Annotated in this window: 10 protein-coding genes, 1 rRNA gene, 2 pseudogenes and 1 riboswitch (1 of these 14 only partly in view); of the genes and pseudogenes, 8 read left to right on the top strand and 5 right to left on the bottom strand. The window is 37.9% G+C overall.

Annotated elements, in window-relative coordinates; translation table 11 throughout:
* Nucleotides 1-34 precede the first annotated feature (34 nt).
* Nucleotides 35-733, bottom strand: a complete 699-nt coding sequence (locus tag YN1551_RS08135) for a TatD family hydrolase (protein ID WP_012717530.1) — start codon at nucleotides 731-733, stop codon at nucleotides 35-37.
* Nucleotides 734-764: 31 nt separating this feature from the next.
* Entirely contained in the window at nucleotides 765-1,166 is a 402-nt protein-coding gene (locus YN1551_RS08130; RefSeq protein ID WP_009989212.1) for a hypothetical protein, read from the bottom strand.
* Nucleotides 1,167-1,817: 651 nt separating this feature from the next.
* A riboswitch (Fluoride riboswitch) is annotated at nucleotides 1,818-1,902 on the top strand.
* 17 nt (nucleotides 1,903-1,919) lie between these two features.
* Between YN1551_RS08130 and YN1551_RS08125 the strand changes: the two genes are divergently transcribed.
* From YN1551_RS08125 to YN1551_RS08095, 7 genes are read left to right on the top strand one after another with little or no spacing between them, the layout of a single operon-like run.
* The gene (locus YN1551_RS08125; RefSeq protein WP_012717529.1) at nucleotides 1,920-2,873 is read left to right on the top strand and encodes a respiratory chain complex I subunit 1 family protein; all 954 of its coding nucleotides are present in this window, start codon (nucleotides 1,920-1,922) and stop codon (nucleotides 2,871-2,873) included.
* Nucleotides 2,874-2,880: 7 nt separating this feature from the next.
* Complete coding sequence (locus YN1551_RS08120) at nucleotides 2,881-3,522, top strand: hydrogenase (protein ID WP_012717528.1); 642 nt, start codon at nucleotides 2,881-2,883, stop codon at nucleotides 3,520-3,522.
* Nucleotides 3,523-3,527: 5 nt separating this feature from the next.
* On the top strand, nucleotides 3,528-4,850 hold the full coding sequence (locus tag YN1551_RS08115) for a hydrogenase 4 subunit F (protein ID WP_012717527.1): 1,323 nt from the start codon (nucleotides 3,528-3,530) through the stop codon (nucleotides 4,848-4,850).
* On the top strand, nucleotides 4,847-6,022 hold the full coding sequence (locus YN1551_RS08110) for a hydrogenase large subunit (protein WP_012711215.1): 1,176 nt from the start codon (nucleotides 4,847-4,849) through the stop codon (nucleotides 6,020-6,022). The genes YN1551_RS08115 and YN1551_RS08110 overlap by 4 nt, the downstream gene beginning before the upstream one ends.
* Complete coding sequence (locus YN1551_RS08105) at nucleotides 6,019-6,624, top strand: NADH-quinone oxidoreductase subunit B family protein (RefSeq protein ID WP_009989219.1); 606 nt, start codon at nucleotides 6,019-6,021, stop codon at nucleotides 6,622-6,624. The genes YN1551_RS08110 and YN1551_RS08105 overlap by 4 nt, the downstream gene beginning before the upstream one ends.
* Nucleotides 6,621-8,366 (top strand): proton-conducting transporter transmembrane domain-containing protein, encoded by a 1,746-nt coding sequence (locus YN1551_RS08100; protein ID WP_012717526.1) that lies wholly within the window; start codon nucleotides 6,621-6,623, stop codon nucleotides 8,364-8,366. Before YN1551_RS08105 ends, YN1551_RS08100 begins: the two co-directional genes overlap by 4 nt.
* Nucleotides 8,367-8,375: 9 nt before the next feature.
* Entirely contained in the window at nucleotides 8,376-8,732 is a 357-nt protein-coding gene (locus YN1551_RS08095) for a hypothetical protein (protein WP_012717525.1), read from the top strand.
* 3 nt (nucleotides 8,733-8,735) lie between these two features.
* Here the strand turns inward: YN1551_RS08095 and YN1551_RS08090 are convergent, their stop codons facing one another.
* Nucleotides 8,736-9,557: a sulfurtransferase gene (locus YN1551_RS08090; RefSeq protein WP_009989223.1), complete on the bottom strand. Its 822-nt coding sequence runs from the start codon at nucleotides 9,555-9,557 to the stop codon at nucleotides 8,736-8,738.
* Between the two features lie 158 nt (nucleotides 9,558-9,715).
* On the opposite strand from YN1551_RS08090, the pseudogene YN1551_RS08085 reads away from it, so the two are divergent.
* A pseudogene (locus YN1551_RS08085) lies at nucleotides 9,716-10,690 on the top strand (HoxN/HupN/NixA family nickel/cobalt transporter); the annotation flags it as partial.
* Here the strand turns inward: YN1551_RS08085 and YN1551_RS17460 are convergent.
* Both YN1551_RS17460 and YN1551_RS08080 read right to left on the bottom strand, forming a co-directional pair.
* Nucleotides 10,684-10,809: pseudogene (locus YN1551_RS17460) on the bottom strand (HoxN/HupN/NixA family nickel/cobalt transporter); the annotation flags it as partial. The pseudogenes YN1551_RS08085 and YN1551_RS17460 overlap by 7 nt on opposite strands.
* A 384-nt stretch (nucleotides 10,810-11,193) precedes the next feature.
* Nucleotides 11,194-12,050, bottom strand: a 23S ribosomal RNA gene (locus YN1551_RS08080); it runs 2,194 nt beyond the window's last position.

Genomic DNA, 12,050 nt, shown 5'->3' with positions numbered 1-12,050 from the left:
AAAATTTAAAACGATCTTACTATCCGTATTAATATCAATTATTAACTGGGTTTACTCCATAAGCTTTGAAAAAATTATTGCTTATTATTCTCACTAGCTTATACTCTTCTATACCTAAAAAATTGCTCATAAATGAGATAGCGTTAGGTATATCACTAGGTTCTAATAGCTTACCCCTATATTCATACCCACCATCACTCTCTGTAAGAACGTTTTTTAGGTCGACATTTTTCAACACTTCTTGATGCTTCTTCTGGAAAGAAACGGAAGGATTTATAGAAATAAAATACCCAGCACTCTCAATATCCTTCAACAGATTAATGGGACCAGTATACCAGTGAAAGATAGCACTCTTCACGTCGTTTTTAACTAAAATGTTGAAAGCGTCTTTCCAAGCGTCTAAAGCGTGGACGTTTATCAACTTACCTTCTCCCGCTTTTATCTGCTCCTCAAAATATTTAATCTGCAATTCTTTAGGAGCCTTAGCGAATCTGTAATCCAAACCAACTTCTCCAACGAAATCAGCTTTAATAATCAACGATAAAATTCTAGTCAGATCCTCCTCATGAACACGCCAAGGATGAATACCAACTCCTACTAATACGTTGTCACTCTTTAAGGAGAAAGTATCCATAGCGGATTGGTAATCCATTGAAACCGCAGCTATAAGATAATCTTCATACTTCTTCTTTAAATAGGAATAATGGCAATGAGCGTCAAAGTACTTATACATACAAAAAGAAATGGAAGATAAAAAGAAAAAACTAACTTAACACATCAAAAATCGTTACATTAACTTCTAACCCTTGCCTTGATGAAAACACTAACTTAACATCGCCACCAATGATAAATGTCTTACTAAAATATCTATCAACTATACCAGAGTAAATTACAGTGGAGTTATTTACCACGGTTAAGTTAAACGCGTTATGTCCCATTACTTTAATTGTAACATTGCCATAACTTAACTTCAAGGGAACAGTGTAATTTGTTGACACATTTGATATTATACCAAATTGATAAGTTATGTTTTGAACATTTGTAGTCGTATAGTACTCTTGTCCTTTAGAAACTGGAGTCTGTGGATGATAGAATAGGTTAGTATGAGTTAAGAGAAATACTCCTACTAGAATGATTGCTAGTACAACAATTACCTTGCCTATCATGATAATCCATACTTAAATGGATAAAGCTTAAAAGGAGAAAAATACGATAATTCGACCATTATTTACATTAATCTAAAAGATGAGTTAGGTTGGTTCTTCTCACTGATTCGGAATTACATCTCTCGTTTGAGAGGAAGTACGGCTAGTCTGAGATCACATTTTAGCTTTGTAGTATTTTTGTCTAATGTGAGCTCGTACAATAGTGATAATAAAGTTATTAGATACTTGACAGATTTAGGTAGGTCATGTGACTTCGAGGTTTAACATTTTGAAAGATCTAGTTTGTTTGAAGAAGGAGGAACAACATTTCCTCTCTGATTTCTTTACTTAACTCTTATTTTTGAAGAGGATATAAAAACCCAGAACATGACATACGAGTTGTGTTAAAAATATTTTATGTTTATCTTCGTTTATCTACTTCGTTCCTTGATAAAAGAAAGGCTCTATAAATTCGATCTATTGTTATATATTTATTAATTTTAATAGTTTGATTTTAGGCTATTAAATATACTTGATACAATAAATTAGTATTCGATTCTATTTCCAGCCTAAGTAGCATTTACGATAATATAGTTCGAGTTTACTTCATCCTTATGGTGTAGCGATAGCTTTAAAATAGTTTGCTTCGATATTAACATGCGGAGTTTACTCAATGAAGTAGGGGATGGCGTCCCCCTGGGGATAACCCCGAACCGCCTCTTGATTAATGATAGGGGCTGATAACGCCTACTTCACCACAAAAGGGTGGGAAGTATGGCGTCAAATGAAGCTCAGATAGTAGTTTTAACCATAACTCAAGTTATTGTAGTTATTCTACTATCCCCATTATATCAAGGAATTTACGATAGGGGAAAAGCCATAATAGAAGGGCGTAAAGGCCCCAGTGTTCTGCAACCTTACTATGATATAATTAAACTACTAAGAAAAGAAACCGTTATTTCAAATAACTCATTATCTCTATTTGTTTATGCTCCTTACATAGTTTTTGGGATTTATCTCCTTATTTCCTTCGTCATCCCAGTAGTTTATCCAGTGCCCATCTTACTCACCCCTACGGTGGATTTCTTAGGGGGAGCATTACTCTTCTCCTTAGCTGCGTTCATAAAAATAATTGCCTCCCTAGAAAGTGGAAGTAATTTCGTTGCATTAGGAGTAAGTAGAATTCTCTCTTTCACTTTCTTATCTGAAGCTACACTGATAACGGTTTTCTTCGGCGTTGCACTAATAACTGGTACAAACAACCCTTATGTAACATTAGATTACGTTTCCCAAAGCCTCTCTCATTACTTTCAACTAGACCACACCTTCGTATCGATCTCATTCTTCATGTTATGGTTATTCGAAACCGGTAAATTACCCGTAGAGAGTCCTGGACTAAGCGAAATGGGTATGATAGACGATGGAGTTCTCTACGAATATAGCGGAAAATTACTTGCAATACTAAAGTGGGGTTCTTACATCAAACAATATCTATTAGGCTCAGTACTCCTAAACGTATTTATATTCCCTTGGTTTTTGCAAGTTGGAATTATAGGCTCTTTAATAGACATTGCGGTGATGTTCGGCAAATGGTTACTCCTAATCCTTATTAGCGTTATAATAAACACCACCCTAGCTAAATTAAGGCTATTTAAAGTTCAGGATTATCTCGCAGTGGCGTTCCTCCTTTCCCTACTTTCATTAACGCTTACTGTCTTGTTGGGGTGAAGGTATAGTGATTAACTCAGAGATCCTAGAACTACTCTCAACGTTCATATTAATTTCAGCCTTTTACATTCAAGGACAAGCTTACTTTAAACCAGCAATATATGCACAAGCCATTCAATCTACCTTAATCGCAATTCTAGCCTTCCATCTAGGAATCTCACTTTTTTCCATCGACTATATAATTTTAGGAATAACAGTAATACTACTGAGGACTGTACTAATCACAATATTTTTATTTAGAGGTCTAGTTAAAGAGAAACCAGGAACTAGAGAAAGCTCTAAGGGAGTAGCATCTGAACTAGTATTGAATCTCGCATTTTCCATTATAGCATCTCTAGTAGTATATTATTTCGTATTGGAGAAAATACCCATAAGTACGGAAATCAACAACACGCTAATGTTATTGTTCGCCTTTATCTTACTCTTCCAGGGTCTATTCCTTATTATTTCTAGAAAAAGTACAATATTTCAATTCATCGGTTTCATAGAAGAAGAAAACTCCACAATTCTTTTTGGTATTTTATTACTACCCATTCCCTTCTTAATAGAAGTGAGTGTATTCCTTGATGTATTAGGGCTAGTGATAATTTCCTCAATTTTGACGTTAGAAAAAGCAGAATATTCTAGGTTAGATGAACTAAAAGGGTGATCTAAATGAATATTGAACCCATACTCTTACTATTAATTCCTATAATAAGTAACGTAGGCTTTTTCAAACTCAAGCTAATTAAGACCCTATCCGTACTATCAGCAGTACTAACATCAATCATCAGCATCTTCCTTTACTTCTTAGCACCAATCAAAAACTCTTTCTTCTTCATCACTAAGTTCACAACGTTTTTCCTATTGATGATTACATCAATTTATCTCCTATCTACCCTTTACTCCATGAATTATATAAAACCAAGCAAAATAGTAAGTGAAAGATTATACTACATTCTACTAAATTCCTTCGCATCATCAATGCTTTTTACCGTTATTATGAACAATTACGGTCTAATGTGGGTTGGGGTAGAACTCACAACTGTGACCTCAGCTCTTCTAATAATAGCGGAAGCATCTGAAACCTCACTGGAAGCCACGTGGAGGTATGTAATCATAGTATCCGCTGGAGTAACCTTAGCCCTATTCTCAATAATTTTCATCTACTATAATTACCATACATTAACTGTAACGGAAATACTTACAAAACCTGAAAACAACATAATAACTAAACTTGCGGTAGCTCTAGCTTTAATAGGATTTGGAACAAAAGCAGGAGTTTTCCCCATGTACACGTGGTTACCAGATGCTCATAGCGAAGCGCCATCTCCAATAAGCGCATTATTTTCTGGAGTACTACTTCCAGCCGCAACTTACGTGGTGTACATGGTATATCAAGTAAATCCATTAACCAATATCTTTGTAATATTCACAACTTTATCGATAATAACCGCATCGATTATCCTAACCTATCAATGGCATATAAAGAGAATGTTTGCATACTCAACCATAGAAAACATGAACCTAGCCTTGCTTGGACTTACAATAGGCCAACCCCTCGGAGCAATAATCCTCCTTCTTGCACACGCATTTGGCAAAGCGGGTGCCTTTTACTCTAGCGGAATTGTATTGAAAGTCCTTGGAGAAAAGAGAATTGAAAACATAGGCGGTTTACATACAAAACTAAAACTCACCTCAGTATCGCTATTATTGTCCTCTCTAACTGTAACTGGTACGCCACCCTTTGCAACTTTCATAGGAGAATTCTTCATATTACAAACATTAATTCAAAAAGATTATATTATAGAGTTTATATTAATAGTAATTTCTCTGGCAACAGCTTTCATCTCAATAAACTATAACGTTACCAAAATGATATTCACTCAAAGAGAGCTCACAGTCTCAGAAGAACCCAAGCTAATCACGTTCATTTCTCTTGTATCATCTATAATTCCACTCGTTCTCGGTATACTTTTACTGGTGATCCTTTCATGAAATACTATAAATGGACTCAAAAAGGCGAGGGAAGGAAAATAGGCAAAATAGGGGATTATTGTCTCTACGAGAAAACGATAACAGAAGAGAAATGTGAGGAAAACAAACCAAATATAACACAAACGTATGGATCATTCAAGTTCATTTACGGACCCTCAGCTGGAGGACTACTCGAAACAATAAAATTCATTATTACAACTAATGGTGAAAAAATTCTAGGAATAGACGCTGAGGTATACAAGAACAGAGAAATAGTAATAAGCGGTTTAACTGTGGACGATGCCTTACTCAGAGTAGAGAGAATAAACGCTCCATTTAGTGCTTCCCACACAATATCCTTTTTACTCGCTGTAGAAGATTCGTTAGAATTAGAACAAGACTATCCAACCCAACTAAAGAGAATAGCCGAAATAGAATTGGAAAGAATAAGAAATCACTTATTCGTAATATCGAGATTAACTGAAACCGCATCACTAAACGTACCTACATACCATCTCTTGCACCTCGTTGAAAAAGTCAACAGATTAATAGGCAAAATGTGTGGTCACAGGTATTTCTTTGGCGTTAATGCAATTAACGGGGTTAACTGCGATTTCGGAAATTTATTAAGAATAATAGATATTACCAAGGAATTTAAACAAATCTTCGATGGGCTACTTGAAAGTAGAATCTTCATAGATAGACTCCAAGAAAACGGAAAAATAATAGATGAAAACAGTATAGGACCAGCTGCAAGAGCTGCTGGACTAGCTTACGATGCGAGAAAGGACTTTAAAGCCTTACCTTATGAAGACTTAGGTTTTAGAACAGTTATCACACAAGAGGCAGACTCATTCGGAAGGTTCCTAGTTAGGGGAATGGAGATAATCGAGTCGGCCAAAATTTTAGTAGAGTTACACGATGAAATAAAGAACAGCAATAACGAGAGAGGGAAAAATCACAAACAAGGAGGGGGAGAGGGACTAGCCAGAGTCGAGAGTCCATCTGGTGATCTAGCCTATTACGTCAAGTTAAATAACGGGATTATCGACTCAGTATCACTTCTCACTCCTTCACAAGTCAATCTCAACCTATTTTTGAAAAGCGTGATAAACACAATATTTACCGATTTTCAATTCAATTGGGAAAGTTTTGGAATTTGGGTAAGTGAAATAGGGGTGATGTTAAAGTGAAGAATTGGTGGTTTATTAGAGGTTTAAGAAAAGGAGTAATGACAGAGAAATACCCGAAGGAAATAGCGGAATGGAGCACTGAAATACAAGGAGAGGGAACTGTAAACTGTCCAACAAACGCCATAAAGGATGGAAAGTGGATAAAGGAAAGATGCGTATTTTGCAGAAGATGCTATCCCAACTATAGACCAAATCTCAATCCAAGAATATATACAATAAACAAAACACAACCCCTCTTCAAAAGGTCATTTTACCTTTACCCAATAGACTCCGGCACATGCGGAGGATGTAACATGGAACTGAAGCTGATCTCATCACCAGAATACGATATGACAAGATTTAGCATATTCTTCACCAATACTCCAAGACATGCAGACGCATTAGTAGTAATGGGGGTAATGACAGAGAAAATGAAAGAAGTGTTAAAAAAAGCTTATGAAGCAATGCCAGAACCCAAAGTAGTTATATTATTAGGTGCTTGCGCTATCTCAGGAGGAATAATAGGCGAAGGAGTACCATTAGAAGCAGTAGTGGAAATCCCCGGTTGTCCACCAAATCCCTTTACAATACTCGAAGCCTTGATGAAGGTGAAGGGAAAATGAACACGCTACTCTATACATTACCCCCATTTCTAATTTCTATTATATTCTCAATCTTTAATAAAAAAGCGGGATATATCTTGACAATGATATCATCAATAATACTACTTATCACCTCGATTTACGAATATAATGGAGTTCTCTCATTCTTCTCCATAATTTCTACCTCAGTGTGGATTCTCGCCTCAATTTTCTCAATAGAGTACGATCATTACGGGAAATGGCTCTCCCCCTTATACATACTAACAATCTTAGGCATGGCCATTGTCTTAAACTCTGATGGTTATCTGTTATTCCTCGCAGGATGGGAAATAATGACAATCCCAGCATATGTAGCAATAGGTCTAACAGCAAAGAATAATAGACCACCATTCGTTTTCATGGCATTTGGAGAGCTGAGTACAGTTCTCATTTTAGCGGGATTTATAATAGCAAACACTACAAACTTCAATTACTTGCCATCTCCAGTTCCCTTGATTGTCGCTACTTTTGGATTCATAATAAAAATGGGAATGATGCCTTTCCTTGTATCGGAATGGCTACCTATAGCACATGGAACAGCACCATCAAACTTTTCTGCAATACTAAGTGCCACAATGACGCTAATGGGGGTTTACGGAATACTAAAAATTACAATTTTAACACAAACTATTCCGATTGGATTTTCACTTACAATAATGGCCATAGGTGCATTTAACATATTCTTTGGAGCACTTTACGGATACGTAAATGAGAACACTAAGGGAATTTTAGCCTTTAGTACAATAGAAAATAACGGGGCAATACTAGTAGCCTTAAGTCTATACATGATCTCAAAGCAACTAAACATTACCTCAATAGAGCACATTTCCTTAATCACTGTAATTTTATACTCATTCGCACACTCAGTAGCCAAAACTGGACTATTCCTCTCTTCTGGCTTACAAGAAAAACAGAGCATAACTTATTCAAAAAAGATAAGAAACATTGAAATAGGACTAACCCTATTGGCTTCCTCCATGTCTGGACTATTGCCGAATATAGGGGGAGTAGCATCTTGGCTATTACTTGAAAACCTATTCATGTTCTCATACGTACTTCATAACGTGATATCTATCCTCTTCATAATGACTGGAGCAATTATCGCAATGGGAGAAGGTCTAGCAACAGCCTTATTAATTAGATACATAACGTATACATCAATATTTCAGAATACAAGAGAACAATTAAGTAAAATAAAGAAATATCCCATCTTATTATCTGCACTTATAGTACTCATACTGGGATTCACGTTACCTTATTTGATATACCCTTATAAAAACTCTACAACAATTCTAGGAATGCTAACCAATAGCGTGATTCTAACACAATACTATAACACCACATTCGGAGGAATATCGCCACTCTACATAATTTTACTATTAGTAGCCTTCTCTATTGTAAGCTATCTCGCCTTTGGAAAGCCTAAAATAAGAAAAGCAGAAACGTGGAACAATGGGGTAAACGAGAAAGAAGAATACACAGCATTTGCAATGGCAAATAACATAAGACAAATGCTAAAGAAAATCTTAAGGCCAGAAGAAGAGAAATTCTTACCTACATACGGTTTAGATGTATTCTGGGAATACCTCTACAAACTAGCAAATTCAATAAGAAGATTTGGGAAGATTTTCGCTAAAACACTTATCAACAGCTCAATCTCATGGTACATTATATACATTATTTTGACGCTCATTGTAGTAATAATAGTAGTTGTAATGGGGTGAAACTATTACATGTTCAAAAGAAAAAGAACTAAAGGAGAAAATAGAGGAGAAGATAAAGAGAATAGAGGAACTGAAGAGGAGAATAGAGGAAACGAGAAGAGACCTAGAGAAGATATATCAACTACAATTGATCACAATAGAGTGTACGAGGAAGAATGCTCAGAACTACTAAGGCAATTGCTTAATCTATCGTCACAAGAATCAGCGTTAACTTTCGAGCTGTTTCAGCTATCAGAAGAAGCAAAAGTTGAAACATTACGCTTAGCAGGGCTAATAGCCAATTGCAAATACTACGACAAGGCATTAGCAGAAGAACTGTATAAAGAGTTAGACATTTTATTTCGTAAATACCTTGAGAGAAAATGAAGATCAGAAACGATCACTAACTGATTTCTCTACTGGGACACCAACCATATTGCCATATTCAACCCATGAACCATCATAAAGTCTGACCAACTTAAATCCCAAAACCTCTTTTAAAGCATACCAAGCAACAGAAGCCCTAGCACCAGTCCTACAGTACACCACTATCTTATCCTCTTTACTTAACCAAGAAAATATTCTCTCCAACTCATCCCTAGATTTCATAGTCTCATCTTCATTAAGCAAAATTGTCCATGGAATGTTCTTAGCACCCGGAATGTGACCACTCATTTGGGTTTGTTCACACTTGTGCTCTGGAGGTGCAGTAGTCAGACCATCATACTCCTCCTTACTCCTAGAGTCGATTAAAACAAACTCTTTAAGTTTAGACAATAACTCCCATACTAAAATCCTTGAGGACCAATCAGGCTTCCTAGCCTTGTATTCACTCTTCTTATTAACTACTATACCATCGCTTTCTATAGGATAACCCTCTTTTAACCACTTATAAATTCCCCCATTTAATATAGCCAAATTTGAATGTCCATAAGCCTTTAAAATCCAATAAACGTAAAATGCGTACCTATTATTCATTTCGCTATATAACACAATGAGATCATCGTTGTTTATCCCCGCGTTTCCTAAAACCTTACTCAACTTCCCCGGACTAGCGAAATCTCTAGAATTATCGTCAAGAAAATCTCTCCAATTTATTAATACTGCCCCCGGAATATGCCCCTCATAATAATTTATCTGCGGATTATAACCAATCTCTACAACCTTAACGTCCTTTAAGTTGTTGTTAAGCCATTCAACACTTACAAGCATAATATGAAAGAACAATTTAGGTTAATAAGCTTTTAATCAAATATTCTACAATTTACAGCATTTTAGGTTATTGAAACCAGTAAAACTTGTACTATAACTTACACAAGACCATGAAATAACTGCCTTGTGGATTGCTTCAGAATAGTAGAAAAATTTATATGATGGATAGACAATCCATATATGCGATGAGATCCATTCTCAATACGTTAACACAAACAATTAGTTACAAAAATTTAGTCACCTTATCACTTTTCTACGTACTCAACGTATTACTAACAGCATTACTTTTTCTCTTCCTATACACATTACCGCAAAAACCACTAACATTAAACACAGACAGCGGTGAGCTAACAGGAACCTTCATAACACTAGGAGTTTTATCATACACCTTTGGCTTAAGACACGCAGTAGACGCTGATCACTTGGCAGCAATAGATAACGTAACTAGGAAAATGTTACAAGAAGGAAAGAATCCAGTCTTCGTTGGCACTTTCTTCTCATTTGGTCATTCAACAGTAGTAATTTTACTATCCCTTGCAGTAATGATGGCTTCAAGGCTGGTAACTAACTCATTACCGTCCCTCGAGAACACCGGAAATTTGATCGAGACACTAATAAGTGGAGGATTTCTTTATCTTTTAGGCCTACTAAACACAATAGTACTCTACGAATTATACTCGTTTTATAAAGAAGGAAAATATGACAAACAAAAACTAGAGGAAATATTACAGAAAAGAGGTTTCATGAATAAATACTTTAACAAGTTGTTCAAAATAATAACAAACCAATGGCAAATGTACATTGTAGGATTCCTCTTTGGACTAGGATTTGACACCGCGACAGAAGTGGCAATACTATCAATATCGGCAATACTATCATCAACGTACATACACATACCAATCTACATAATCTTACTATACCCAATCCTATTTTCACTAGGAATGTCACTAGTTGACACTACTGATGGTCTATTCATGAGGTTCGCCTATGGCTGGGCATTCCTATCACCACTCAGAAAAATATGGTACAACTTAACGATAACACTAATATCAATTTTAATAGCGTTTGGAATAGGTACAATAGAGTTGTTAGGACTATTACAAGCTGAGTTCAACCTAACTGGATTTTTCTTTATCCTGTAAATCATTCCAGACCCAATCCAAGTTATAGCAAAGGTTAGTATTACATAATATCCTATTGTTTCCCAGTAAACGTTGTTTAACGCAGCTATTTGATCCCAGAATAATGAGAATTCCAAGAATACAGATAGAAGGAGGAATCTTTAAAACAATCTCGAACACTAAGTGATGCAAGCACTTTATGAATTGTTCCCAATTGGATGGGGAAAGGCAAGTAAATATTGTAAATGACTGAGTCTAGTTAACTCTTATACTGAGGCTTTAATTGGCACACCAATATTCCCTCATTATATTCTCCAAGTGGGTGTAAAAACGCTGGGTTAATAGGTTTAGTATATGACGGTACGAATTTAGCAGATGTAGTACAGATCATATATTGGAAAAACTGGCATAAAACCTTTTAAAAAACAAAAATTATAAATATTCCTTTACATAAAAACAAACGTAATACGACCCTCAGCTGACTTAGGATTTACCGGACCGCCTAGAATCGTTAACGACAAGAGGGCTTGCCCGATTGGGAGGCGCGGGCTAAATCCCTCGGACTTTCGCCCTCGGGACTTACACCCCGCCCCCATCAATCCCCTCTTCTAGGGGTGGGCTCTCGCGGGTTACCCCGCATGGCTGCCTCTTTTCGGGGAGGGGTTCCCGCTTAGATGCTTTCAGCGGTTACCCCACAGGGCGTGGCTGCCCGGCACTGCCCTACCGGACAACCGGTAAACTAGAGGCCCCGGTACCCTGTTCCTCTCGTACTTGGGGTACCTTCCCCTCAGGCAGCCCACACTCCCCACCCTTAGAGTCCGACCTGTCTCGCGACGGTCTAAACCCAGCTCACGTTCCCCTTTAACGGGCGGGCAGCCCTACCCTTGGGGGCAGCTGCACCCCCAGGGTGGGAAGAGCCGACATCGATGTAGCAAACCGCGGGGTCGATGGGAGCTCTCGCCCGCGACGACCCTGTTATCCCCGGGGTAACTTTTCTGTCATGCCCGGCCCCCACGTGGGGGGACACGAGCGTTCGCTAGGCCGCGCTTTCGCGTCGAGACCCCGTACTTTGGAGGGTCTCGTCAAGCCGGCTTTTGCCCTTGCACTCCACGGCGGCGTTCTGTACCGCCTGAGCCGACCTTTGGGCTCCCGTGTTATCTTTTCGCGGGAGTGCCGCCCCAGCCGAACCGCCCACCTGACGCTGTCCCCACCCCTACGGGTAGGTAAGCTCCTCGAGCACCCATGGGTGGTGTTTCACCTTCGGGTCCCCCATCCCCGAAAGGATGGGTTCGACCCCTCCCACCTACTCTACGCATAGGCGCCCGAGGAGCAGCGCCAGGCTGCGGTGAAGCTCCACGGGGTCTTCTCTCGG

This window comes from Sulfolobus islandicus Y.N.15.51, assembly GCF_000022485.1.
In the GTDB taxonomy this organism is placed as follows: Archaea; Thermoproteota; Thermoprotei_A; order Sulfolobales; family Sulfolobaceae; genus Saccharolobus; species Saccharolobus islandicus.
This window is presented reverse-complemented; position numbering and strand designations above follow the sequence as displayed.

Excerpts from the sequence above, each read along its gene's own strand:
- YN1551_RS08135 (WP_012717530.1), bottom strand. The coding sequence starts at position 733 with ATGTATAAGTACTTTGACGCTCATTGCCATTATTCCTATTTAAAGAAG.
- YN1551_RS08130 (WP_009989212.1), bottom strand. The coding sequence starts at position 1,166 with ATGATAGGCAAGGTAATTGTTGTACTAGCAATCATTCTAGTAGGAGTA.
- YN1551_RS08125 (WP_012717529.1), top strand. The coding sequence starts at position 1,920 with ATGGCGTCAAATGAAGCTCAGATAGTAGTTTTAACCATAACTCAAGTT.
- YN1551_RS08115 (WP_012717527.1), top strand. The coding sequence starts at position 3,528 with ATGAATATTGAACCCATACTCTTACTATTAATTCCTATAATAAGTAAC.
- YN1551_RS08110 (WP_012711215.1), top strand. The coding sequence starts at position 4,847 with ATGAAATACTATAAATGGACTCAAAAAGGCGAGGGAAGGAAAATAGGC.
- YN1551_RS08100 (WP_012717526.1), top strand. The coding sequence starts at position 6,621 with ATGAACACGCTACTCTATACATTACCCCCATTTCTAATTTCTATTATA.
- YN1551_RS08095 (WP_012717525.1), top strand. The coding sequence starts at position 8,376 with ATGTTCAAAAGAAAAAGAACTAAAGGAGAAAATAGAGGAGAAGATAAA.
- YN1551_RS08090 (WP_009989223.1), bottom strand. The coding sequence starts at position 9,557 with ATGCTTGTAAGTGTTGAATGGCTTAACAACAACTTAAAGGACGTTAAG.